The 25,400-nt window shown below is 60.3% G+C and carries 22 protein-coding genes; 11 read left to right on the top strand and 11 right to left on the bottom strand.

Features of this window, described 5'->3' with window-relative positions:
• Positions 1-131 precede the first annotated feature (131 nt).
• From D1646_RS00425 to D1646_RS00435, 3 genes are read right to left on the bottom strand one after another with little or no spacing between them, the layout of a single operon-like run.
• Positions 132-839: an SMI1/KNR4 family protein gene (locus D1646_RS00425; RefSeq protein WP_160634522.1), complete on the bottom strand. Its 708-nt coding sequence runs from the start codon at positions 837-839 to the stop codon at positions 132-134.
• The gene (locus D1646_RS00430; protein ID WP_160634523.1) at positions 839-1,240 is read right to left on the bottom strand and encodes an immunity 22 family protein; all 402 of its coding nucleotides are present in this window, start codon (positions 1,238-1,240) and stop codon (positions 839-841) included. Before D1646_RS00430 ends, D1646_RS00425 begins: the two co-directional genes overlap by 1 nt.
• A 22-nt stretch (positions 1,241-1,262) precedes the next feature.
• Entirely contained in the window at positions 1,263-2,135 is an 873-nt protein-coding gene (locus D1646_RS00435; RefSeq protein ID WP_160634524.1) for a hypothetical protein, read from the bottom strand.
• 179 nt (positions 2,136-2,314) lie between these two features.
• On the opposite strand from D1646_RS00435, the gene D1646_RS00440 reads away from it, so the two are divergent.
• The 9 genes from D1646_RS00440 (at position 2,315) to aroD (ending at position 12,377) form a co-directional block, all read left to right on the top strand.
• Entirely contained in the window at positions 2,315-3,556 is a 1,242-nt protein-coding gene (locus tag D1646_RS00440; RefSeq protein ID WP_160634525.1) for a 6-phosphofructokinase, read from the top strand.
• 382 nt (positions 3,557-3,938) lie between these two features.
• Positions 3,939-4,952 carry a 3-deoxy-7-phosphoheptulonate synthase gene (gene aroF, locus D1646_RS00445; protein ID WP_160634526.1) on the top strand — a complete coding sequence of 338 codons (1,014 nt, stop codon included), beginning with the start codon at positions 3,939-3,941 and terminating at the stop codon, positions 4,950-4,952.
• Positions 4,953-4,955: 3 nt separating this feature from the next.
• Entirely contained in the window at positions 4,956-5,792 is an 837-nt protein-coding gene (locus D1646_RS00450) for a prephenate dehydrogenase (protein WP_160634527.1), read from the top strand.
• Positions 5,793-5,836: 44 nt separating this feature from the next.
• Positions 5,837-6,919 (top strand): 3-dehydroquinate synthase, encoded by a 1,083-nt coding sequence (gene aroB / locus D1646_RS00455; protein ID WP_160634528.1) that lies wholly within the window; start codon positions 5,837-5,839, stop codon positions 6,917-6,919.
• Between the two features lie 2 nt (positions 6,920-6,921).
• Positions 6,922-8,091, top strand: coding sequence for a 3-phosphoshikimate 1-carboxyvinyltransferase (locus tag D1646_RS00460; RefSeq protein WP_160634529.1), 1,170 nt, complete (start codon positions 6,922-6,924; stop codon positions 8,089-8,091).
• Positions 8,081-9,172, top strand: a complete 1,092-nt coding sequence (gene aroC, locus D1646_RS00465) for a chorismate synthase (protein ID WP_160634530.1) — start codon at positions 8,081-8,083, stop codon at positions 9,170-9,172. The genes D1646_RS00460 and aroC overlap by 11 nt, the downstream gene beginning before the upstream one ends.
• Positions 9,159-10,295 carry a bifunctional chorismate mutase/prephenate dehydratase gene (locus tag D1646_RS00470; RefSeq protein ID WP_160634531.1) on the top strand — a complete coding sequence of 379 codons (1,137 nt, stop codon included), beginning with the start codon at positions 9,159-9,161 and terminating at the stop codon, positions 10,293-10,295. The genes aroC and D1646_RS00470 overlap by 14 nt, the downstream gene beginning before the upstream one ends.
• Positions 10,296-10,298: 3 nt before the next feature.
• Positions 10,299-11,561 (top strand): shikimate kinase, encoded by a 1,263-nt coding sequence (locus D1646_RS00475; RefSeq protein ID WP_160634532.1) that lies wholly within the window; start codon positions 10,299-10,301, stop codon positions 11,559-11,561.
• A gap of 36 nt (positions 11,562-11,597) precedes the next feature.
• Positions 11,598-12,377, top strand: a complete 780-nt coding sequence (gene aroD / locus D1646_RS00480) for a type I 3-dehydroquinate dehydratase (protein WP_201754495.1) — start codon at positions 11,598-11,600, stop codon at positions 12,375-12,377.
• A 67-nt stretch (positions 12,378-12,444) separates the two neighbouring features.
• On the opposite strand, the gene gltX is transcribed toward aroD, so the two are convergent.
• Positions 12,445-13,929: a glutamate--tRNA ligase gene (gene gltX / locus D1646_RS00485; RefSeq protein ID WP_160634533.1), complete on the bottom strand. Its 1,485-nt coding sequence runs from the start codon at positions 13,927-13,929 to the stop codon at positions 12,445-12,447.
• A gap of 131 nt (positions 13,930-14,060) precedes the next feature.
• Here gltX and D1646_RS00490 point away from each other — a divergent pair, with 131 nt between their 5' ends.
• Together D1646_RS00490 and D1646_RS00495 are read left to right on the top strand one after the other, a co-directional pair.
• Positions 14,061-14,735, top strand: a complete 675-nt coding sequence (locus D1646_RS00490) for a hypothetical protein (protein WP_160634534.1) — start codon at positions 14,061-14,063, stop codon at positions 14,733-14,735.
• A gap of 119 nt (positions 14,736-14,854) precedes the next feature.
• The gene (locus D1646_RS00495; protein ID WP_243153960.1) at positions 14,855-16,654 is read left to right on the top strand and encodes a CvpA family protein; all 1,800 of its coding nucleotides are present in this window, start codon (positions 14,855-14,857) and stop codon (positions 16,652-16,654) included.
• A 40-nt stretch (positions 16,655-16,694) separates the two neighbouring features.
• Here D1646_RS00495 and D1646_RS00500 read toward each other — a convergent pair whose 3' ends face one another.
• From D1646_RS00500 to D1646_RS00530, 7 genes are all read right to left on the bottom strand, one after another.
• Positions 16,695-16,943, bottom strand: coding sequence for a GIY-YIG nuclease family protein (locus D1646_RS00500; protein ID WP_160634535.1), 249 nt, complete (start codon positions 16,941-16,943; stop codon positions 16,695-16,697).
• Between the two features lie 289 nt (positions 16,944-17,232).
• A complete protein-coding gene (locus tag D1646_RS00505; protein WP_160634536.1) occupies positions 17,233-18,930 on the bottom strand; it encodes a M28 family peptidase in 1,698 nt (565 codons plus the stop codon).
• A 14-nt stretch (positions 18,931-18,944) separates the two neighbouring features.
• A complete protein-coding gene (locus D1646_RS00510; protein ID WP_160634537.1) occupies positions 18,945-20,042 on the bottom strand; it encodes an enolase C-terminal domain-like protein in 1,098 nt (365 codons plus the stop codon).
• Positions 20,043-20,071: 29 nt separating this feature from the next.
• Positions 20,072-21,745, bottom strand: coding sequence for a M28 family metallopeptidase (locus D1646_RS00515; protein WP_243153965.1), 1,674 nt, complete (start codon positions 21,743-21,745; stop codon positions 20,072-20,074).
• Positions 21,746-21,818: 73 nt separating this feature from the next.
• Complete coding sequence (locus tag D1646_RS00520) at positions 21,819-23,399, bottom strand: ABC transporter substrate-binding protein (RefSeq protein WP_160634539.1); 1,581 nt, start codon at positions 23,397-23,399, stop codon at positions 21,819-21,821.
• 41 nt (positions 23,400-23,440) lie between these two features.
• Positions 23,441-24,418 (bottom strand): oligopeptide/dipeptide ABC transporter ATP-binding protein, encoded by a 978-nt coding sequence (locus D1646_RS00525; RefSeq protein WP_160634540.1) that lies wholly within the window; start codon positions 24,416-24,418, stop codon positions 23,441-23,443.
• Positions 24,415-25,389: an ABC transporter ATP-binding protein gene (locus tag D1646_RS00530; RefSeq protein ID WP_160634541.1), complete on the bottom strand. Its 975-nt coding sequence runs from the start codon at positions 25,387-25,389 to the stop codon at positions 24,415-24,417. The genes D1646_RS00525 and D1646_RS00530 overlap by 4 nt, the downstream gene beginning before the upstream one ends.
• Positions 25,390-25,400 lie beyond the last annotated feature (11 nt).

Raw genomic sequence — 25,400 nt, forward strand, 5'->3', positions numbered from 1 at the left:
GGAATAACCTCCTTATAATTAAGTCTCTTATATTCTACCACATTTTCTTCAAATTGCAACTGCCCAGCGGAAAAAATCTCCAGCCGGACGGGCTGTGCTTTTGTGGAATCTGTGAGGGAAGGGATATATCGTCAGGCGAAATATTCCGCCTCCAGCTCTTCTTTTGTTGGAAATCTGGCCTCGTCCTCGTCCAAATAGTCCCCGGTACACACAAAGCGGAGGAAATCATAGAAATTGTTGCAGATATAGAGCTCGTTCGACTCCATATACCTGCGCACCTCCTCCCTGCTGTTCCAGGTCACCCCGCCAACGATCATCATATCGTAGACGCCCTCCTCGTGGATGGTGACGATGCCGCCGGAGACCAGGTCCAAATAGGTCCAATAGCCATATACCTCCCCCAGCCGGATAAAACCGGCCTCTAAAAAGCAGGGGCACTCCTCCCGGGCCGCCTGCTCCCGTTTGAGCGTCTTTAAAAACTCTGCCCCGGTATTTCCCTGGATCATGTGCCATTCGAACTCCACGGTGGGGCCGATATCCTGGTCGGGCCGGTCCACATAGCCGCTGTATTCCCGGGAATAGGTCTTGGGCCAGGAGCAGGCAAAGGAGTCCCCGCAGAAGGAGACCAGCACAATGAGGTCACCGGGAATTTTGCAGCTCTGCAAAAAATCACGGTAGGGTGCGGGCAGGGCGTAACCCAGTCCCGCCTCAATGTCCGCCAGATCCTGTTCTGTGAGGGAGGAGTTTTCCAGCGGCTCCCTCCAGAGCTGCGGCTCCCGCTCCTTTAAGATGTCCAAATACTGCTTTGCCACGGTCATATGTCCCTCCAGCCTTTCCATCAGTCTTCCTCGTAGGGAACCACACCTAAAAAGGTCACCGGGGCGTTGGGATTGTAAGCCCCTTCTTCCGCCTCATATTCAAAATTATAGACCAGAATCACTCCATTGCAGGGTTTTTCCAGCCCCTTGGGGAGGAGCTCTTTCAGCCCCTCCCCTATGGTCAGCCCCTCAGAAAAGGGAAAAACCAGCGCCTCCACATCGGTGGTGGGGGCCACCATGCCCCGCTCCCAAAAATCGGGGTCGAAGGGCCAGACGTCCTCCCCGCCGAAAAAATCGTGATTAAAGGCGGAAATTTGGGGCTCTCGCTCATCGTCATACCCCTCTTCCGCGGCATAGGCCATCAGGGCCTCCTCATCTTCAAAAACGCCGGCCCACACAGAGACCATACCTTCCTGTTCCATTTTCTGGCACCTCCATCAAATTTTAATCAACCGTCCAGGGCCTTTCTTCCAAAATATTCGGCCACCGCTCCCGCTGCATATCATTAAAAAGGTAGAGCAGGGCGGTTACAGCAAATTTCCGGGCGTAGGTTTCGTCATACCCCTTCTTCCCTCTCTGGAGCGCGGCGGCCAGCTCCTCAATCCAGGCGTTGAGGACGGGCGGCAGCGTTCCATAGCAGAAGTCGTGAAAAAACACCGTCTGAGAGGGGGCGGAAAAGACGTGCTTCTGTCCCCCATACTTCGCCTTGTACTCCTCCGCCAGCTGGTCCACACAGCGGTACACCTCCCAGACGTCCTCCTGGCTCAGCTCGCCCATGTGCTCCCCCAGGAAGCGCCGGACAGGCCGCAGCTCCCGGCACTCCCGGTCCAGAAAGCCCTGCTGCTTGTCCCAGGACTGCTGAATCTCCCCAAGGTGCTCCCGGTACCACTCCTCCAGCTGCTCCAGCGCCCCGCGCAGGCTGTCTGGATTGTTGTCCGCCAGGAACCAGGGGGACTCCACCTGGAACTTGGGCGACAGCTGGGCCAGCTGGCCGTAACGGATGTTGTTCAGCACCTTTCCGGTACACTGGGCCGCGCCCCAGTCGTATTTGAGGTAGCTGACTAAAATGCCGCCCAACTGCAAGTAAATCTTCTCCTGCGCAAAGGCCCGGCGCACCTCCAGACGGCAGAAGCTCCCCTCAGGGCGCTCCTTGACAAAGCGGTAGACCGAACCCTTCAGCTCGCCATACTTGGGGTCAAAGGCGATGTAGTAGTTATCCTGCTTCAGTCCAGGCAGGGGCAGGGTCACCTGAAATCCCTCAAACCGCACCTGGACAAAGTCAATGATGTCCTTTCGGCAGCTGATACAGCGTATCATACCGGAAGTCCTCCTCTTTTTTCCTCAATTATATCACGTCAGTTCGACTGATACAAGCCATTTTCCCCACCGCGACTCGTCGATTTCCCCGTTTACAACAGGGGAATTTTTTGGTATAATACTTCCGTTACGAGCAATTACCCTTTTGCAAAGGATATTTTGAATTGGAGGTAATCAACATGAGCAACACACTGAAGGGCGCCCTCATCATCGGCCAGTCCGGCGGCCCCACTTCCGTCATCAACGCCAGCGCCTATGGCGTCATCCGCACCGCGCTGGACAATCCGGACATTACCGCCGTCTACGGCGCGGCCCACGGCATCAAGGGCGTGCTCAATGACAAGCTTTACGACATGGGCCAGGAGGACGCCAAGGAGCTGGAGCTGCTGCTCAACACCCCCTCCTCCGAGCTGGGCTCCTGCCGCTACAAGATCGCCGACCCCGACGCCGACGACACCGACTACAAGCGCATTCTGGAGATCTTTAAGAAGTACGATGTGCGCTACTTCTTCTACAACGGCGGCAACGACTCCATGGACACCTGCAACAAAATCTCCAAGTATATGCAGAAGGTGGGCTATGAGTGCCGCATCATGGGCGTGCCCAAGACCATCGACAACGACCTGTTCGGCACCGACCACTGCCCCGGCTTCGCCTCCGCCGCCAAATATATCGCCACCTCCTGCGCCGAGGTGTACAAGGACGCCCGGGTGTACGACACCGGCATGGTGACCGTCATTGAGATCATGGGCCGTCACGCCGGCTGGCTGGCCGGAGCCGCCGCTCTGGCCGGTGTGGTGGGCTGCGCCCCCGACCTGGTCTACCTGCCCGAGGTGGACTTCGATATGGACAAGTTCCTGGCCGATGTGGACCGCATCTACAAGGAGAAGGGCAACTGTATCGCCGCCGTCTCCGAGGGCATCCACTACGCCAACGGCACCTTCGTCTCCGAGGCCAAGACCTCCGCCACTGACGGCTTCGGCCACGCTCAGTTGGGCGGCCTGGCGGCTCTGCTGGCCAACGTGGTCAAGGAGCGCACCGGCGCCAAGGTCCGGGGCATCGAGCTGTCCCTGCTCCAGCGCTGCGGCGCCCACGTGGCCTCCCGCACCGACATCGACGAGTCCTTCCTGGCCGGCAAGACCGCTGTGGAGACCGCCGTGGCCGGCGAGACCGACAAGATGGTGGGCTTCGTCTGCACCCGCGAAGGCGGTCAGTACAAGTGCGAGACCAAGCTGTTCAACCTATCTGAAGTGGCCAACTTCGAGAAGAAGGTCCCCCTGGAGTGGATCAACGCTGAGCACAACGGCGTGACTCAGGCCTTCATCGACTACGCTCTGCCCCTGATTCAGGGCGACGCTCAGGCTCCCACCGAGAACTCCCTCCCCCGCTTCGCCCGTCTGAAAAAGGTCCTGGCCAAGTAAGCTCCAAATTCGATGCCCACCTCAGCCGAGGTGGGCACTTTTTTTGTATCGGGAAAAATATTTTCGTCTAACCGTCTTTTATCACAAATAAATTAAAAATTTTCCTTTTATTTTGTAAGAAATGCCATTCACTTTTTCCGGGTAAAGTGGTATCCTGTATACATCAATCATACAAGAGGGATTTTACAATGTCCAACAAGAACCGCAGCTTCAGCTTTGCATACCGTTACTTTAGCTTTACCTATTTTATGGGCAAGGCTTATTTCGGTTTGGCTGAATCTGTGGGGAAGTGAATTGGGTTTGGGAGAACCCTTTGACGGACCGCAGCCGAACCGGCTGCGGTTTTTTGTATGCTTTTTCAAGATTTTAGGAGGAATTTATTATGATTGTCATTCTCAAGCGCGACCACAATCCTGACCAGCTGGAGGGATTGGTCTCCTGGCTCCAGGAGAAAGGAATCACCATCCACACCAGTATCGGCGAGGCCAACACCATCCTGGGCCTGGTGGGCGACACCTCCAAGCTGGACATTGACCTGATCGCCGCCCTGGACATTGTGGAGGATGTGAAGCGGGTCCAGGAGCCCTACAAAAACGCCAATCGGAAGTTCCACCCCGAGGACACCGTGATCCAGGTGCGGGACACCCAGATTGGCGGAGGAAATCTGACCATTATGGCCGGGCCCTGCTCTGTGGAGTCGGAGGAGCAGGTGGTGGCCATTGCCAAGGCGGTGAAGGCCAGCGGTGCAACCATGCTCCGGGGCGGCGCTTTCAAGCCCCGCACCTCCCCCTACGCCTTCCAGGGGCTGGGCCAGAACGGTCTGGAGTTTTTGAAGACCGCCCGGGCAGAGACCGGCCTGCCCATCGTCACAGAGGTGATGGACGTGGCCCAACTGTCCCTGTTTCTGGATGTGGACGTCATCCAGGTGGGGGCCCGGAATATGCAGAACTTCGACCTGCTCAGGGCGCTGGGCCACCAGGAGAAGCCTGTGATGATTAAGCGGGGGATGTCCGCCACCTATGAGGAGTGGCTGATGAGCGCCGAATATGTAATGGCTGGTGGCAACGAGAATGTGATCCTCTGCGAGCGGGGCATCCGCACCTTTGAGAGCTATACCCGCAACACCCTGGACCTGGCCGCCATCCCCGTTTTGAAGAAGCTGACCCACCTGCCCGTCATTGTGGACCCCAGCCACGCCACTGGAAAGTACTGGCTGGTGGACTCCCTGGCGATGGGGGCGGTGGCCGCCGGGACGGACGGCTTGCAGATTGAGGTCCACAACGACCCCGCCCACGCCCTGTGCGACGGGCCCCAGTCCCTGAAGCCGGAGGCTTTCGACCTGCTGGCCAGGAAGCTGCTGGCCCTGCACACCGCTGTGAAAGCACTGGAGGAATAAGCGATGAAAGTTGGAATTGTAGGTCTGGGCCTGATGGGCGGTTCCATGGCCAAAAGTGTAAAAAACCGCACCAGCCACACCGTCTACGGCATTGATTTGGACCAGGAGACCATGCTGCTGGCCCGCCTGTGCGGAGCTATTGACGCCCCCCTCACGGAGGAGACCCTGCCCCAGTGCGATCTGGTGCTGGTGGCCATCCGCCCCCAGGCTGCCGTGGACTGGGTACGCGCCCACGCCGCTCAGATTGGAAAATCTGCCATCCTGGTGGATTTGTGCGGGGTGAAGCGGGTTGTGGTGGAGCAGATCACCCCCATTGCGGAGGAACAGGGCTTCGCCTACATCGGCGGACACCCCATGGCGGGCCGGGAACGGGGAGGCTTCACCTCCTCCTCCGACGACCTGTATGTGGGGGCCTCCATGATCCTCACCCCGGACAAGCGCACCGATATGAAGCTGCTGGAGACCCTTCAGACCTTCTTCCTGGATGTGGGCTTCGCCAAGCTCACCTTCTCCCAGCCGGAGGAGCACGACCGGATCATCGCTTTCACCTCCCAGTTGGCCCACATCGTGTCCAGCGCCTATGTGAAATCCCCTGAGGCTCAGCGCCGCCGGGGCTTCTCCGCCGGGAGCTTCCGGGATATGACCCGTGTGGCCCGACTGGACGAGGATATGTGGACTGAGCTGTTTCTGGACGACGCCGACTATCTGACCAAGGAGCTGGGTATCCTCATCGGCCACCTGGAGGACTACCGCGCCGCCCTGGAGGCCCGAGACGCCCAGCAGCTCCACGACCTGCTGAAAGAGGGCCGGGAGCTGAAAGCCACCGCTGGCGGCAACTAAACCCAGTTCTGTACGGGGTGCGCCCCGCGAAAGGAGCATTTTCTATGTCCATTCAAACCCTCCGGGTCCACACCGCTCCGGAGTACACGGTCACCATTGGGCCCGGCCTGTTAAAGGAGTGCGGCCCCCGGCTGAGAGAGGCGGTGCCCCTGTGTCACATGGCGGTGGTCACCGACAGCACTGTGGCCCCGCTGTACCTGGAAACGGTGAAGACCAGCCTCCAGGAGGCGGGCTACCAGGTCAGCGCCTATATCTTCCCCGCCGGGGAGGCTCACAAAAATCTCGACACCCTGTCCAGCATTCTGGAGTTTCTGGCAGAAGAGCACCTCACCCGCACCGACTGCGTGGCCGCACTGGGAGGCGGCGTCACCGGGGATATGGCAGGGCTGGCCGCCGCCCTCTACCTGCGGGGGATAAAATATGTCCAGCTGCCCACCACCCTGCTGTCCGCCGTGGACTCCTCGGTGGGGGGCAAGACCGCCATCGACCTGTCCGCCGGGAAGAACCTGGCTGGGGCCTTCCTTCAGCCCGCAGCCGTCCTCTGCGACACCGACTGCCTGGAGACCCTCCCCTCTGCCGTCTTCGCCGACGGTGCTGCTGAGGCCATTAAAACCGCTGTGCTGGCAGACCCGGGGCTATTCAACAGTCTGGAGGATGGGATGATTCCGGCGCTGGACCCGGCGGCCTTGATTGCGGGCTGCGTTTCCTACAAGGCCGGCGTGGTGGAGCGGGACGAGAAGGAGCAGGGGGAGCGGAAGCTGCTCAACCTGGGCCACACCGTGGGCCACGCTATTGAGAAATGCAGCAATTTCACCATCCCCCACGGCCACGCCGTGGCGGCGGGACTGGCCATCATAGCCCGGGCTTCCAAGCGGCTGGGCTGGACACTGGAGGACGGGATCAATGCCTGGACAGCGGACCGCATATGCTCCACCCTGAGTCTCACGGGCCTGCCCATCTCCACCGAATACTCCGCCGGCGCCCTGGCCCAAGCCGCTCTTTCCGACAAAAAGCGGGCGGGGGACTCTATCACCATTGTGGTCCCCAGGACAATCGGGGACTGCGTGCTGAAAAAAATCCACGTCACGGAGTTGGAAGCAATAATCCGGACGGGGCTGGAGGTCTGAGTATGGATATCCGCATCACCCCCGGACCCCTGGAGGGGACGGTCACCCCGCCCCCCAGCAAGTCGATAGCCCACCGGGCCATTCTGGCCCAGCTGCTGGCGGGCGGCGGTACTATCTCCACCCTGGAGACATCCCAGGATATTGAGGCCACCCAACGCTGTGCCGCCGCACTGAACGCACAGGGGCCGGAGCTGCCTCTGCTGGACTGCGGCGAGTCCGGCTCCACCCTCCGGTTTCTCATTCCCATTGCGCTGGTCCTCCGGGGGAGAGGCCGCTTTACCGGCCGAGGCCGTCTGATGGAGCGGCCTCAGAAGCCCTATTTCGACATCTTCGACGAGAGGGGCATCTTTTACGAACAGAAGGACGGCGTCCTCACCGTTCAGGGCAAGCTAACGCCGGGAGAATACCGTCTCCCTGGCAACGTGTCCAGCCAGTTTATCACCGGACTGCTCTATGCCCTGCCTCTGCTGGACGGGGACAGCGAGATTGTTCTCACTTCCAGGCTGGAGTCCAAAGGGTATGTGAACATGACGCTGGCGGTGCTGAAGGATTTTGGAATCAAGGCGGAGAACTGGGAGTATCAGCGGCTCCTGGTTCCGGGTGGCCAGCGGTTCCAGGCCAGAGACACCACCATTGAGGCCGACTGGTCCCAGGCGGCGTTCTGGATGGCGGCGGGCTCGCTGGGCAATCCGGTATTGACGGACGGAGTAAATGTGCGCTCTGTCCAGGGGGACCGGGTGATGGATGAACACTTTGCCAGTTTTGCCTGGGGAACGGGACAAAGGGTGGAGATTGACGTCTCCGACTGTCCCGACCTGCTCCCACCCCTGGCGGTGATGGCGGCCTTCCACGACGGGACCACCTGCCTGACCAACGCCGCCCGCCTGCGGCTGAAGGAGAGCGACCGGCTGACCGCCGTGACCTGTATGCTCCGCGCCCTGGGGGGACAGGCGGAGGAGGGGCCCGACTGGCTGACCATCCCCGGAACCCAGTTTTTGAAGGGCGGCACGGTGGATGGGGCCAACGACCATCGAATTGTCATGGCGGCGGCCATTGCCGCTACCCGCTGTACCGGCCCGGTTACTATCCTGGGTGCGGAGGCGGTGAACAAATCTTACCCCACATTCTGGGAGGAATATAAACGGTTGGGAGGGGAATTTGATGTCCTCTGAATTTGGAAAACTGTTAAAGGTCTCCGTCTTCGGCCAGTCCCATGGGAAGGCCATCGGCGTCAACATCGACGGCCTGCCCGCCGGGGAGGAGATCGACCTGAAGGAGCTCCAGCGCTTTCTGGACCGCCGCCGTCCGGGGAAAAGCCCCCTGTCTACCGCCCGGAGTGAGGCCGATGTGCCGGAAATTTTGTCCGGGCTGGAGGGCGGCGTGACCTGCGGCGCCCCCCTGTGCGCCGTCATCCGCAACAGCGACCAGCACTCCAAGGATTACGCAGAGCTGGCCGACGCCCCCCGCCCCGGCCACGCCGACTACACCGCTTGGGTCAAGTGGAAGGGGCACGCCGATATGCGGGGGGGCGGACACTTTTCCGGCAGGCTCACTGCTCCCCTGTGCATTGCCGGGGGGATCGCCAAGCAGATTTTGGTCCGGCGGGGGGTCTATGTGGGGGCCCACCTGTATTCGGTGGGGAATTATCTGGACGCGCCTCTTCCGGAGTATCCCACTCCGAAGCTGTTTGAGTCCGTCGCCGCAAAGCCCTTCCCGGTTTTGAACGACAAGAACGGGGAACTCATGCAGAATCTCATTGAGAGGGCCAGACAGGAACTGGACTCGGTGGGGGGCATCGTTGAGTGCGCCGCCATTGGCCTGCCTGCCGGACTGGGCGACCCCATGTTTGATGGAATCGAAAACCGGCTGGCGGCGGCGCTGTTCGGCATCCCGGCGGTGAAAGGCGTGGAGTTTGGCAAGGGCTTTACCGCCGCCTATCTCCACGGCTCACAGAATAACGATCCCTTTGCTGTGAGGGACGGCAGGATCGTGACCGAAACCAACCATGCCGGGGGAATTTTGGGGGGCATCACCACCGGAATGCCTATTGTCCTGCGGGCTGCCATAAAGCCCACACCGTCCATCGCCAGGGAGCAGCAGACGGTCAGCCTGTCCAGGCAGGAAAACACCGAACTGCAAATTCACGGCCGCCACGACCCCTGTATCGCCCCCCGGGCCGTTCCGGTGGTGGAAGCCGTCACAGCCTGTGTGCTGTTAGATTTACTGTTGGAGGGAAACCATGGAACTTTCTGAAATTCGTACTAAGATCGACGCGGTAGATGACCAGCTCTTGACCCTCTTCCTGGAGCGCATGGCCCTGAGCGAGGAGGTGGCGTCCTACAAGCTCCAGCGCGGTCAGCCCATCCTCAACAAGCAGCGGGAGCGGGAGATTTTAGCAAAAGTCACCCAGCGCACCGGAGACAAGGAGCGCTACGCCTACCACCTGTTCTCGACCCTCTTCGAGCTGTCCCGTTCACGCCAGGCGGAGCTGATCTCCTCCCCCACCAAGGTGGGAGCCCGGGTGAAGGCCGCCCTGGCCTCCAACAGCGAGGTCTTCCCCCAGACCGGCACGGTGGCCTGTCAGGGCGTGGAGGGGGCCAACTCCCAGGTGGCCTGCGACCGGCTGTTCCCCCGTGGCAACCTGGTCTACGTAAAGAGCTTTGACGCGGTGGTGGCCGCCGTGGAGTCCGGCCTGTGTAAATTCGGTGTGCTGCCCATTGAGAACAGCTCCAACGGCTCCGTGCGCAAGGTGTACCAGTTGCTCCTGGAGCATGACCTGTCGGTGGTCCGGGCAACCCGCCTGTGCATCCGCCACGAGCTGCTGGCCCTGCCTGGCGTGAAGCTGGAGGAGATCACCGAAATCCATTCCCACGAGCAGGCCATTGGACAGTGCTCCCAGTTCCTGGGCGGACTGAAGGACGTGAAGGTGGTCCCCTGCGCCAACACCGCAATGGCCGCCAAGATGGTAGCGGAGCGGGGCAGCCGGAACGTGGCCGCTATCTCCTCCCACCCCTGCGCCACGCTGTACGGCCTGGAGTGCATCAACGACCACATTCAGGACAGCGACAACAACTACACCCGCTTCCTCTGTGTGGCCAAGGAGCCGGTGATCTATGCCGGAGCAAATAAAATCAGTCTGACCCTGGCCTTTGAGAACAGGCCCGGCGCGCTGTATGAGATCGTATCCAAGCTGGCCGCTATGGATATCAACATGACCAAGCTGGAATCCTGCCCGGTGGCGGGAAGCGACTTTGAGTTCATCTTTTTCCTGGAGCTGGAGGCCTCCGTTAAGGCGTCCGGCGTGCTGTCCATGCTGGAGGAGATGGAACGCTGCTGCGCCCAGTTCCAATTTTTGGGCAACTACGCGGAGGTGTGACAAATGGAAGAGAAAATTTACGGCCTTCTGGGCCGCAAGCTGGGACACAGCTGGTCCGTCCCCATCCACAAGTCCCTGGGATGTGACAGCTACCGCCTGATCGAGCTGGAGCCCGACGAGCTAGGGCCGTTCCTGGCTCAAAAGAACATCGGCGGTTTGAACGTCACCATCCCCTACAAGCGGGATGTGATGCCCTACTGCGACGTCATCGACGAGGGAGCCCAGGCCATCGGCAGTGTGAACACTCTGGTCCGGAAAGAGGACGGCAAGCTGTACGGCTACAACACCGACATCTATGGCTTTTTGTACATGGCACAGCGGGCCGGAATTTCCTTCGACAAGAAAAAGGTAATGGTGCTGGGCAGCGGCGGCGCCTCCCTCACCGTCCAGGCCGCCGCCCGGCAGGGGGGCGGCCGGGAGGTGGTGGTGGTCTCCCGAACCGGCCCCACCAACTATGGCAACCTGGAGCGCCACGACGATGCGGAGATTCTGGTCAACGCAACTCCGGTGGGGATGTGGCCCGACCTGGGCAGTCAGCCGGTGGACCTGAAGCGCCTGCCCGAGCTGGAGGCGGTCATGGACCTGATCTATAACCCGCCCCGCACCGACCTGCTGCTCCAGGCGGAAAAGCTGGGGCTGCGCCGGGCCGGAGGTCTGTCCATGCTGGTGAACCAAGCGGTGGTGGCGGAGGAGCGGTTTTTCAACCGGGAAATCTCCGACAGCGAGACCGAGCGTATCCTCAACGACTTACAGCAGGAACGGGCCAATCTGGTTCTGGTGGGGATGCCGGGCTGCGGCAAGACCACTGTGGGCATGGAGCTGGCTCGCCTGTCCCATCGGCCCTTCGTGGATCTGGACGACGAGATCGTTCGCCTGGCTGGCAAGTCCATTCCGGAAATCTTCCGGCGGCACGGCGAGCCCGCTTTCCGGGCCCTGGAGCGCAAGGTGCTGGCTGACGTGTGCAGCAAGAGCGGGCAAATCATCGCCACCGGCGGCGGTGCAATTCTTCGGAAAGACAACCGCATTGTGATGCGCCGCACCGGACGGGTCTACTTCATGCGCCGGGACCTGGACCAGCTGGCCGTCATCGGACGTCCTCTGTCAGTAAAGGGCACCATGAAGGAGATGTACCACTTCCGTCTGCCCCTGTACACCGAGGTGGGCGATATCGCGGTGGACAACAACACCACGCCGGAGGAAACCGCCCAAAAAATCTGGGGAGATTTTTGCAAAAACTCCGGCAACGACTACTTGATCCGGTTGTGACCCGGACCGACAAAACGAAAAAGGAGATTACCGACTATGGGAACGATCCGGACTGTAACGCTGCGTAATTTAGAGATTGGGGCTGGGGTGCCCAAAATCATTGTGCCCATTGTGGCAGAAACCGCCGAGGGAATTTTGGACAAGGCCCGTGAGATTATGGGCTACACCTTTGACTTCGTGGAGTGGCGGGTTGACTTCTACGAGGACGCGCTGGATACGCCCAAGCTGCTGTCAACCCTGAAAGCCCTGCGCACCATTTTGGGAGAAAAGCCCATTTTGGTCACCGCCCGGACCAAGGCGGAGGGCGGCGCGCTGGACATTGACATGGACGTCTACACCGCCCTGAACACCGCCGTTGCCCAGTCCGGCGAAGCGGACATCATTGATGTGCAGATCTTTTCCGGCGACGAGACGGTGCGCAAAAACATCGACGCCATCCACGCCGCCGGCTGCCGGGTCGTTGGCTCCTACCACAGCTTCGAAGGCACTCCAGACAAGGCCGACCTGATCCAACGGATGTGCAAGGCTCAGGATATGGGGGCGGATATCCCCAAGGTGGCTGTCATGCCCCACACCCCCGCCGATATTATAACCCTGCTGGACGCAACCCAGGAGATGCACAACAAATACGCAGACCGGCCCATCATCACCATGAGCATGGGCAGCGGGGTCATCAGCCGCCTCTGCGGAGAGTGCTTCGGCTCCGCCGCCACCTTCGGCATGATCGGCCAGGCCTCCGCCCCCGGACAAATCCCCACACAGCAGCTGACTGAGGTGCTGTCCATCCTCCACCAGGCCCTGGTCCCCCAGGCCTGAGCGGCAAAAAACGGAGTCAAAGTGGAAGAAAACGCCCCTTCCTCTTTGACTCCGCAATTTTTTGTCCTTACAGCTTGTCCAGCCCCAGCTTCAGCCGGCGCAAGGTCTCCTCCCTGCCCAGGATACGGCAGATCTCCACTGCGCCGCCGGGGGTCACCGCCTGACCGGCTGCGGCGATTCGTACCGGCCACATGAGGGTTGCATTCTTGACCTCCAACTGCTCCGCCAGGGCCACCAGCCCGCCGTGAATGGCATCCTGGGTCCACTCCGTCACACCCTCCAGCATGGGAATGGCCGCCTCCAGCATGGCCTTGGACACCTCCGGATTGGTTTTGGACTTCTTGTTGGTAAACAATTCCGTGCTGTACTCGGGCAGCTCCTGGAAGAAGGCCACCTTCTCCGGGATGTCGGTGAGCTTCTCGCACCGGGCCTGGAGGAGGGCAGCAATCTCAAAAGCCGACAGGCGTTTATCCTTTACAGTGCTTCTGATATAGGGCTCCGCTGCCCTGGCAAACTCCTCAGGGGACATAGCACGAAGGTAAATTGCATTAAAGTGAATCAGCTTGTCAAGGTCAAAGATGGCGGGAGACTTGGACATACCCGCCAGGTCGAAAGCCTTTGCCAGCTCCTCCAGGGAAAAAACCTCTTGCTCAGCGATGTCCCCTCGGGGGGACCAGCCCAGCAGGGCCACATAGTTCAAGATGGCATCGGTGAGGAAGCCTTGGTCCTTCAAATCCTCATAGGAGGGGTCGCCGTGGCGTTTGGACATTTTATTTTGGGCGTCCCGCATGACCGGGGAGCAGTGGACATAGGTGGGCACCTCCCAGCCAAAGCCCTGGTACAGCAGATTGTATTTGGGGGCGGAGGACAGGTACTCGCTGCCCCGGACCACGTGGGTGATCCCCATCAGATGGTCGTCAATCACGTTGGCAAAGTTGTAGGTGGGCATTCCGTCCCGCTTGATGAGCACCTGGTCGTCCAGGGTCTTGTTCTCCACAGTGATATCGCCGAAAATAGCGTCATGGAAGGTGGTGGTCCCCTCCCGGGGGATCTTCTGACGGATGACGTAGGGCTCTCCCCTGTCCACACGGGCCTGGGCCTCCTCCAGAGGAAGGGCACGGCAGGGGTCCTCTGCCCGGTTGAAGTCGCCAGCGTCCTCCTCGTTCTCTGTCTTCTCGCAGAAGCAGTAGTAGGCCTGGCCCTTCTCCACCAGCAGCCGGGCGTATTTTCCATAGGTGTCCCGCCGCTCCGACTGAATGTAGGGCGCCACAGGCCCACCCACGTCGGGGCCCTCGTCGTGGTCCAGGCGGCACTCGGCCAGGGTTCGGTAGATGACCTCGGTGGCCCCTTCAATCAGACGGCCCTGGTCGGTGTCCTCAATGCGCAAAATGAAGGTCCCCCCGGCGTTCCGGGCAATCAGCCAGGTGTACAGCGCCGTGCGCAGATTGCCCACGTGCATATAGCCGGTGGGGGACGGTGCAAACCGGGTGCGCACCTTACCCCGGGGAATTTTGGCCTCCATCTCCTCAAAATACTTCATGTCTAAAGCCATGCTTCTCTCCTCCAGTACAAAGGTTTTTATTATTATAGTGAATTTTACGCCGTTTGGCAAGTGCGGGTTGTCAAAATCTTCTCAATGTGGTATCATTGAACTACAGTTCTATTTGAGGGGAGGCGCCTCCCTTGCTTCTGATTCAAGAGATCGACCTCACTTGGGCCAAAAATGAGCGGGGCGGCAGCGGCGCTCAGGCACGCCGGCAATTCCCGGAAGCCTATCCAATGGACCCGCTGCCGGCGCAGACTGATGTGGCGGTGCAATACCTCGGCTTCTATCAGAAGGGAGAACATTTTTTGGACGCCGCGCAGGAGGCGCGCTGGTCTCTGGAGCGGTTCCTGCCCAAAATCGGCTTTACTCCGGCGCAAGTTCAACGGGAAATTCAGCAGCGGCTGTCCTGGATCAGGAATAACCGGCTCCGAATCCTTCCCCGTATCAAGGATTTAAATCTGACCAACCTGTCCATCCGCCCTGTCCTGGAGGGCATTTCCGTCTCCTTCTTTTACGACAGCCAGCGCAGCGGAATGCCCTATCGCCGGGGACACAACCAGGACTTTCATAATCCGAACGCGCCTCTGTACGGCAAAGACTGCCTGAACGAGACCGCCTTTGTGCTGGCTCCAGGGCAGTATGGACGGATCATCTGGAACGAGCGCAAAACCGATTACGATGACAGAACATGGTATTATCAGCTGCACATCTGCAATTTGCTGCATCTCTCTGGGGAGACCCCGCTCCAGGAGGACATTTTTCTCTCCAGCGGGCCGGATTTTATATACAAGCAGCTTGCTGTTTTATATTAGGCCCGATGCGGACATTGGCAAAATTTAATCTTCCATTCATTGCTTTTTGAGGCAAAAGCGTATAAACTAACAGCTACACTTTGGCATCCATCCATATGGAAAAGAGAGGAGACCTTATTTTGAAAAAACAACGGACTCGAAAACCCATGGGCCGCGCCGGCAGTCTGCTGGTCAGTCTGCTGATTACGGCGGCGGTGGGCTTTGCGTATTTCTATGTGTCCCTGCCCGCCATCAATCCCCAGTCCGGCGACTTCTACAGATTCCTGCTGCTGCTGTGCGTGGTGTACACCGTCTGTGTCTTTGTGCTGTCCGCAAAGCCCTTGGACCAGGGGGAATACTCCGTGGTACGCACCCCAAGGGAGAGGATTATGGAGTGGTTCCGGTTCGTCAAAAAGAGCTGCCTGCCAGTGCTGCTCCTCTTCGCAGCCATTGTTGCTGTGGCGGTTGTGGGCCAGATCATCTCCATGCCCATCTTCCGGGCCGCCGCCTACCGGGACCTGCTCACCGTCCAGACCGGCGACTTCGCCACCGACATCGCCGAAATCTCCTTCAGCGAAATCCCCACCCTGGACCGGGCCTCCGCCGAGTATCTGGGCGACCGGCAGATGGGTACTCTCAGCGACATGGTCAGCCAGTTTGAATATTCCGGCGACTCCACCCAGATCAACTACCAGGGTCGGCCGGTGCGGGTGGCCCCCATCGCCTACGCCGACCTGATTAAGTGGTTCACCAACCGGGCCAACGGCCTGCCCGCCTACGTGGTGGTGGACATGGTCACCCAGCAAGCCACCGTGACCCGGCTGAGCGAGGGGATGAAGTACTCCTTCTCCGAGCCGCTGAACCGGAACATTATGCGCCACCTCCGCTTCCAGTACCCCACCATGATGTTCGCAACCCCGGAGTTTGAAATTGACGAAACGGGCCGTCCCTGGTGGATCGCCCCCCGGGTTGTGAAGCGCATCGGTCTCTTCGGCGGCACCGACATCCAGGGCGCGGTACTGGTGGACGCCATTACCGGCGAGAGCACCTACCATGAGGAGGTCCCCAACTGGGTTGACACCCTCTATGTCCCTGAGCTCATCATGCAGCAGTACGACTTCCACGGCACCCTGGTCAACGGCTTTATCAACTCCATCCTGGGCCAGCGGGACGTGACCCAGACCACCAGCGGCTACAACTATATCGCCATGAACGACGACGTGTATATGTATACCGGCGTCACCTCAGCCAACGCCGACCAGTCCAACCTGGGCTTCCTCCTCACCAACCAGCGCACCAAGGAGACTCACTTCTACACCGCCCCCGGAGCCACCGAGGAGGCCGCCAAGCTCTCCGCCCAGGGCGTGGTCCAGGACCTGGGCTATATCGCCACTTTCCCCCTGCTGCTGAACATCGCCGGGGAACCCACCTACTTCATCCCTCTGAAGGACGCCACCAATCTGGTGAAGACCTACGCTATGGTCAACGTGGCCCAGTATCAAATCGTGGCCACCGGCGATACCGTCTCTGCCTGTGAGCAGAAATATATCCAGATGCTGGCCGATAAGGGGGTCACCGTGGAAGAGCAGTTGCCTTATGAGCAGGTCAACGGAACCATCACCGAGATCCGCTCCGCTGTCATTGAGGGTACCACCAACTACTATGTCCGTCTGGAGGGCGACACATCAGAGGACGGATACTATGGATTCAGCGCCAGTGAAGTACCTTGGGCTATCCTGCTGAACGTGGGCGACAAGGTGACGATCAGCTACTACCCTGCGGCAGGCGGTATCTGTCAGCCCGCTTTTGAGGTGGAACGCCTCACCGCCGCCCCAGGTCAGGGAACCGCTCCTTTCCTCCCCAACAACGATTTCCAGGCCTCCCTGGACGCTCTCAACGGCCCTCCGGTGACCACCGGTACCGGCCTCCCCAATCCCTGATAAACACAGCAGGACCCTCCACCAAGCACGGAGGGTCCTGCTATATTTGTTCCAGAATCAAACGCTCCTTCTGCTGCTTTGTCAGCTTTTTGAGGGCGTTCTCCCGTTTCAGAGCGGCAGACTTGTCGGGGACCGCCTCCTGATAGACCAGCTCCAGCGGCCCCCTCCCCCGGGTGTACTTGGCCCCCTTCCCTGCCCGGTGGGCGGCCAGACGGCGGGAAACATTGTCGGTGATTCCGGTATACAGGGTTCCGTCCCCACAGCGAAGGATGTAGACGTACCAAATCATATCAAATTCCTATGTCCTCCCCACCGCTGAGATGAAAACGCAGCCCGTCCAAATCTCTGTAGGAAGTGTACTCTGCTGCACAAAGCTTGGGATAATCGCCGTTTAGTTCTCACTAGAGGTGTCAATTCCTCGTCCATCAAGATGCGGCAGCAGCCGACGATGGAAAGGTGTTGGACCCTGCTCCTCTATCGGGCCAAGGCGCTCTCTCTGCCCTGCTTTTACAGAAAGCATTGTACTACCACCGCTGTCCAAAATCAACCCAAATAAATGGCGACAGGGCCCCTCCGCGCTACGACAGCATACGCTCCATCTCCTCCGCCAGCTCCGCCATCTGGCCCTTGATTCGGTTGCAGGCCCGCCGGAACTGGGTCATCTCAAACACATACAGCTCCTCCGGGGTGTTCTCCCATCGCTTCCCCTGAGCCCCGGCCAGAACGCCGAAGGGCTGATAGGGTGTTGAGCGGTCATGCTGGTAGGGGCTTCCACTGGTGTAGACCAGGCGGACCAGTTCACCGGCAACCCGCTTGATAATCCGGTCGCTCTCCCGCGCCGTCATGCTACTCAGCTTCTCCTCCAGGCGGCCGCACAGGGGGACCAGCGCCCGCACTCGGTCAATGGTGCTGGACAGCTCAAAATCCTCACTCAAACCGGCCTGGATATCCCTCAGGAATTCCTCCATCTGTTCCAGAAATTGTCCCATCCGCACCGGCAGGATTTGGGCGTTCAAAATGAGACAGGCCAGCTTTCCGTTGAGGCGGGCGTCCCGCAGGAGGATGTCCCGGTCCAGCTTGTCAATGGTGTCCTGGTCGGTGTGCCACCAGGGACCACCACTGGGGCAGGGCGACACCCGGTCCTCGTCCCGGGGCTCATATTTGAACATGATGTCGATGGGGATGCGAACCCCCCAAAAACTCTGGTCTCCGCCCCGGATCATGGGGATGTAAGGCTTCGCCTGGGCGTCTGTAAACTCCTGAATCAGCCCGGCAGTCAGTTCCTCCCCCTCCATGCAGGTGGTTCTGGCCCTGATCTGTTTGGCCAGCTTGCAGCCGGTCAGGTCCAGATTGATGTTGGCCACACAGTTTCGGTTCAGCTCCTCCCAGTGGCGGTCGCAGTACCAGGCCGAACCGGCGTACCGGGCGTCGGAGTGACCCGACCACCAGGCAATGCGCACCCCTCGCTTCAGGTGCTCCCGGTGGTTCCAAAAGGCCCGGGCCAGCTCCAGCAGAATGGCATCACTGCCAGCGTTGTCGGTAATCCCCTCGTACCAGGAGTCGTAGTGGCCATTCAGCAGCACAAAGCTCTCGCTCGCCCCAGGAATGTGGACCACCGGCATCCGGCTCCTCCGTACCCGTGTATCCATTTTTACCGTCAGTCTTCCGCGGACCCTCCCCTGATCCAGCCAGCGGATCAGCACCTCCCCGTCCTCCAGAGAGATGCCCGCCGAGGGAATACACCCTAAAAACCGGTGTTCCCCGCTGCACGGCGTCCCCCAGGAGGCGCTGATATTGTCATGGTGGATATAGCCCCCCGGACTCCTGCTGATGTGGAGGACACCTCTTCCTCCCGCTCTGCTCACCCGCTCCGCAAAGGCCCCCCCGCTGGAACGGGTGAGTACAATCTTATCCCGAAAGGCAGCGAAGCGCACCTCGTTCTCCTTGTCAGAGCTCCCTTCCGGCCACCTGTCGTAAATCAGTTCCCCCTCCATCCTCTCCGCCTCTCCGCTGAACACGTCGCCGATCAGGCGGATGGGGGTCTCCCCTGGCAGGACCAACTCCGCCGCCAGGGGGAGGCTGGTGTAAGCACAGTACTCCTCTGTGGTATAGGGAATCCCCGATTGGTCCAGTTCCCCGGTGAGATAGTCCACAAACCGCTCTCCCTGGGGAGTCCCCGTATACCGGTGCCAGCCGCCGATGGTTTGTACGCTGGCCTCCATCCGGTCCAGGTCCAGTTCCCCCTCGATTCTCTGATATAATGTTATACTGTCCATTTCTGTGTTCCTCCTTACCGCTGTACCTCCATCGAGTAGTCGCACATTCCCCAAACACCAATGCCCGGTTCACCGCCAGCACGCAGATACATCCCCTCCAGCTCGTGGCAGGTCTGCCCCTGGTCCGGCTGGGTTGCGAAGGTGGTCAGGTCACAGGCCGCCTGGACGTTGGGGAGGGCGCTGGCCAGATGCAGGCAGGCGGAACAGCCAACATGGGTATCGTAGGTGCTGGCCACCACCACCTGCATCCCCGCCGCCTCTGCAGCCCCGGCAATGCGCATAGCGGGGTAGAGACCCCCGCATTTGCACAGTTTGATGGTCACCGCGTCCGCCGCGCCGTACAGGGCGTACTCCATTGCCTCTCGCACCGAGTTCACCGCCTCGTCCGCCAGAATGGGAACACCGAACTCCTTTCGCAGCCTGCCCATTCCCTCCAGGTCCCACCGGGGCAGCAGCTGCTCGTAAAATTCCAGTCCGCAGTCCTCTGTCTTCCGGATCAGACGGACCGCCTCCTGGTAGGAGAAACCGCAGTTTCCATCAATCCGTATCTTGGCCTCCGGCCCCGCCCTGCGGCGAACCGCTGAAATGCGCTCCGCGCAGGCGTCCACATCGCCGCCCACCTTCAGCTTCAGGTTTAGAAAGCCCTGGGCCACATAGTTTTGGGTCATCTCCTCCGCCTCCCGAGTTGAGACAATCCCGATGTGCCGGTTGATGGGGACCCTGTCCCAGCACTTTCCCCCCAGCAGGGTACTGAGGGGCGTTTGCAGCGTCTTGGCCGCCAGGTCATACATGGCGCAGTCCACCGCCGACTTGGCCCCACAGTTGGCCGCGATGGTCTCATCCATCTTCCGGTGGGCGGCGGCAATGTCGAAGCAGTCCACCCCCACCAGAGCCGGCAGCAGGACCTCCTCCAGAATGAGGCGGACCGTTTCAGCGGTCTCTCCGGTAAACTGGCTCAGGGGGGTCGCCTCGCCATAGCCAACCCACCCCTCCTCGTCCCGCAGCGCCACCAGGGCATGGGTGCGCTCTTGCTTCGCTTTGCCGTAGGACGTGGTGAGCACTACATGGGGACGGGTCACGCAGGTCACCGTATAACTTACGATTTTCGCCATTTCAGATTCCTCCCAACCGGCAGAGCCGGTCACAGCGCCCGCTGGAGCAGCCGGATGGCTTGGAGCAGGCTGTGGTTGATATAGTTGACCGCCCGCACCAGGGACAGACGGATGGCCATTTTCTCCCGCTGCTCCGTCCCCTCCGCCGTCAGCGCCCGGATGGGCGACAGGGAAGGCATGGGGTCCACCGGCATAGCAGGCTCCGTCCCATAGAGGTTGCCCCGGGTGAAGTCCAGGGGGACCAGAATGCGGCCCAGGCGCAGCATGGTCTCGTTGCGGGCCTCGTCGTCCAGCTCCGTCCCGTCAAACTGCCGGCAGAGCGCCAGCAGCTGTCTGGCACGCTGGAGCGGCTTGGTCAAATCGAACTCCTCCCCGGCCAGCTCCGCCCAGTCCTCCAGCCGCTGGACAATGTCCTCCGCTGTGCGGGTATAGTAAAGCGGCAGCCGGTCTTCCGTCAGGAAGGTCATCACATATTCACACAAAATTTTCGCGTCCCGCAGCAGGTTTTCCGGGTCGATTTTGTCCACGGTGTCCTGGGGCGTGTGCCAGCCGGGACCCAGCTCCGCGTTCCCCCGGGGGTAGCCCATGCGGCCATCGGGCAGCAGCACCTTTTTCTGCCGGGAGAAGGAGGCAAAGGCATTGGAAAGCCCCACGTTCCAGAAGCTCTGGTCCCCCAGACGGCCGCAGCGAACCCCCTCGAAGGTCTGCCCCGTCTGCTCCCTGACAATCTCCACCGCCAGGTCCCTGGTCTCCGGCATGACGATGGAGTGGGCAATATCGTCCGCTCCCACTCCGCCTGCACTGTCAGTGTTGATGTTGATGACGCAGTTCTCGTGCAGGTCCTCCCAGAAGTGGTCAGCATACCAGGCGGACCCGGCGTAGCGCCCGTGGGAGTGACCGGAGAAGTACACAACCCGGAAGTTCCGCTTCAGCTCCCCCTGATGCTCCCGGACCAGCCGGGCCGCCTCCAGCTGTATGGCGTTGCTGGTGCCGTTGTCAATGGCCCCGAAGTACCAGGAATCCAGGTGTCCCGTGAACTGAACGAAACGCTCCATCTCCGCCGGAGCCCTCAGCTCGCCGATCAGGAGGGGAATCTTCCGCCAGGAGGTGTCCGTCACCGTGGTCAGCTCCCCCAGCATCTGCTGACCCTCCAGCAGCTTCTCCACAATGGGATCCGCGTCGCTGTCCACCACCGAGGCCACCGGAATTTGGGGGAACAGGTCCCAGTCTGCGGGGGTTGGACTGCCCCAGCAGCCGGAGGGGATACACTCCCGAATCACCGCCTCCTGGATAAAAATGACGCCCACCGCCCCCGCCTTCTGGGCGGCAGCCACCGGCCCGAACACCGCCCGGCCCCGGGTCAGAACAATCTTTCCTGCGCAGTCTGTCCTCCCCATATCCCCCTCCCCGGGGCAGTAGACCAGAGAGGCCGCCGCATGGGCGCTGGGGACCATGGAGTGGGTCTGGGCCTGGACCTCCTCCCCGTTGACGCGCAGCCGGCAGCGCACCGGCAGGCTGATGTAGGTGTCGCAGGAGAGCAGTTGGGTCGCATAGCCGTAGTCCTCCAGCCGCTGTTTCAGATAGCGGAAAGCCTCCAGCTCCTCCTCCGAGCCGGACAGCCGTTCCCAGGACGCAATCTTTTGGACCGTCTCCAGCATATTTTCCGTGGAAATCTCCTCCCGGACCACCGAAAAGGTATTCATCACAAACGCGCCTCCTTTAAAAATGGCGCGGACGCCCACCTCCGGGGCAGGCGTCCGGCAAGGTCACTCTGCTTTACTGATAGACAGCCACACTGGCGTACTGGTGGGCGCCCAGGGGATTGAGATGGAAGCCCTCCACATTGCTGTTCAGACCCATAAGGATCTCCTCATAGAAGAAGGCAACCTGGGGGACGTCCTCCGCCATCAGGTCGTAGAACTCATCATAGACCAGCTGGCGCTTGGCCACGTCGGTCTCCGCCCGGGCCCGGGAAATCAGATCATTCATCTTATCATTGAAATAGATCTGTCCGTAGGTGTCGGGCAGCAGCTTCTGCATGATGAAGTCCACGTCGCCGCAGATATTGTTGTAGAAGGAGAAGCGGATGGGTACCTCCTGGCCGCTGTAGACCATCTCGTCAATGGCGTTGGAGTCCAGGGAGATCAGATTGACATTGATGTTGATGGCTTTCATCTGGTCCTGGAAGATGGTGGCAAGCTCCTCGTAGGGCTGGCCGGTGCGGACATAGACGTCCAGGTCAAAGCCGTTGGGGTAGCCGGCCTGGGCCAGCAGGTCCTTGGCGGTGTCCGGATTATACAGATTACCCCGGTCCTTGGACGCGTTGTATCCGGCAGTGGGAGGCGTACTGTACAGGGAGCCCACCTGGCCGTAGCCAGACATAGCGGCGTCCACCATGGCCTGCTTGTCAATGGCATACTCCATCGCCTGACGCACCAGCTTGTTGCTGGTGGGGCCCTGGGAGTCGCACTTAAAATACAGGCCGTAGTACTTATAGCCTGTCTCATGGATCAGGGTCAAATTGGGGGCCTCATCAACCCGGACGGCGTCGTTGGACAGCACGTCGCAGATGATGTCCACCTCGCCGTTTTCCAGCATAATGGTCCGCTGAGTCCCTTCGGGAATAACCTTGAAGATCAGGTTCTCCGTCTTGGCCTTCTCACCCCAGTAGTCCCCAAAGGCCTTCAGGGTTATGGAGTCGGCAATCATGCGGGAGTCAAAGGCGTAGGGGCCGGTACCCACCGGGTGCTGGGCAAAGTCCTCTCCGTACTGCTCCACTGCCGCCTTGGAAACTACCACTGCCGCAGGGTAGGTCAAAGCCTGGATGATCTGGGCGTAGGGCATTTTGATGTGCATGGTGACAGCGTAGTCGCCGTCGGCCTCAACGCTCTCGATATAGTCCACATAGCTGGAGGCAATACCTGTCATAATCCGCTCAAAAGAGCACACTACATCGGCGGAAGTCATAGTATTTCCGTCGTGGAATTTTACGCCCTCCCGCAGAGTGAAGTGCCAGGTGGTCTCATCCAACTGCTCCCACTGGGTAGCCAGACAGGGAACTACCTCTCCCGTCTCAGGGTCCAGACGGACCAGGCCCTCAAAAATCTGGCCGTAGACGGTGAAGGACTTCTGATTGATGGCCAGAGAGGGATCCAGAGAGGCCACGTCCTCGTTCTTAGCCACGATCAGAGTGTCCTTCTGGACGCGGCTGCCCCCTCCGCTGCCGCCGGCATTGCCGCCGCCGCCGTTGTTCCCGCCGTTTCCGCAGCCCGCCAGGGCACAGGTTAACAGCATAGCCGCCGCGAGAATTGCATATTTCAGGCGCTTCACCTTCAGATACTTCGGATGCCTTTTCATAATAAACCTCCATCTAATTGTATTTTGACAAGCCTTCCGGCCTAATCAACGGCTTCTCCCACCATATGGCAGGCCACCACATGGCCCGGCTCCACCTCTCGCAGTGCGCACCCCGTCTGGCTGCACTCCGGTGTGGCGTACACACAGCGCTTGGCGAAGCGGCACCCCGGGCCCACATTAATGGGAGAGGTGAGCTCCCCTTTCAGCTGAATGCGGTCCATCCGCTGGTCTGGATCGGGAATGGGGATGGCGGACAGCAGGGCCTTTGTGTAGGGGTGGCAGGGATGTTTAAAAATCTGCGCGGGGGTCCCCATCTCCACCATCTGGCCCAGATACATGACCATAATGTTGGTGGACAGGTGCTTTACCACCGACAAATCATGGGTTATGAACATATAAGTCAGGCCAAGATGCTCCTGGAGGTCCTGCATCAGGTTGAGGACCTGGGCCTGAATGGACACGTCCAGGGCGGACACCGGCTCGTCGCACACAATAAACCGGGGGTTCAGCGCCAGGGCTCGGGCGATGCCGATACGCTGGCGGCGGCCTCCGTCCAACTCGTGGGGATAGGTGTTGACCAGCCGACGGGCCAGTCCCACCAGGTCCATCATCTCCAACGTCTTCTTCTCCAGCCCAGCCCGGTCACTGGCCTTGTACATCCCCTGGATAATCAGCGGGGCCTGGATGGCCTGGCTCACTGTCAGCCGGGGGTTCAGCGATTCGTAGGGGTCCTGGAAGATGATCTGCATATCCTTGCGCTTGTCCTTCATCTGACGCCTGTTCAGCTTCAGGATGTCCTCCCCATCGAAGAAGACCGTGCCGTCCGTGGGTTCGTGGAGGCGGAGAATAGCCCGTCCCAGAGTTGACTTGCCGCAGCCCGACTCACCCACCACCCCCAGGGTATCCCCCTCCAGAATGGAGAAGTTGATGTCGTCCACCGCGTAGAGCAGTCCCCGGGGCGTGGGGAAGTACTTTTTCAGGTGCTCCGTCCGGATCAGCTCTTTCTTTTCACCCTTCATGTCAGACTTCCTCCCTTCTCCAACCGGAAGCAGCGGGCCGTGTGAATGCCCTCCACCGGGTAAAGCCCCGGGTGTTCCCTCCGGCACCGGTCATCTGCAAACTGACAGCGCGTACAAAACTTACATCCCGCCGGGAGCTGGGTGGGGTCTGGCATCATACCGGGGATGGGGATCAACCGCTTCACATCCGCATTGACCTGGGGAATGGAGGTGAACAGTCCCCTGGTATAGGGGTGGGACATACGTTTAAAAACGTCTCGCACCGTGCCGTACTCCACAATTTCCCCAGCGTAAATCACCGCCACATGGTCGCAGTTCTGGGCCACAACCCCCAGGTCGTGGGTTATCAGCAGCATAGAGGTGTTCAGCTTCTCCTTCAGCGCCTGCATCATCTCCAGCACCTGGGCCTGAATGGTCACGTCCAGGGCGGTGGTGGGCTCGTCGGCGATGAGCAGCTTGGGGTCGCAGGCCAGGGCAATGGCAATCACAACCCGCTGCTTCATGCCGCCGGAGAACTGGTGGGGATACTCCCCTACCCGCTGGGCCGGAATGCCCACCAGCTCCAGCATCTCCTCCGCCCGGCGCATGGCCTCCGCCTTGGAGCAGTGCCGGTGGTTCTCCACCGCCTCGGCAATCTGTTCCCCCACCGTCAGCACCGGATTCAGTGAGGTCATGGGATCCTGGAAGATCATGGCGATATGGGCGCCCCGGATCTTGCGCATCTCCTGGTCACTGGCCTGGAGCAGGTCCTGGTCCTGGTAGATAATTTTTCCGGAATGAATCCGGCCGGTACGCTGGGGCAGCAGGCGCATGATGCACTTGGCCATGGTGGTCTTGCTGGCCCCTGTCTCCCCCACCAGTCCCAGGGTCTCCCCCTGATGGAGCTCCAAATCCACGTGGTTCAGCGCGTGGACCACACCCTCGTCGGTGGCATAGTCCACCTGGAGGTCCTTAATCTCTAAAAAAGCCATAGTTCAACCCC

It is taken from the genome of Pseudoflavonifractor sp. 60 (assembly GCF_009911645.1).
In the GTDB taxonomy this organism is placed as follows: domain Bacteria; phylum Bacillota; class Clostridia; order Oscillospirales; family Oscillospiraceae; genus Lawsonibacter.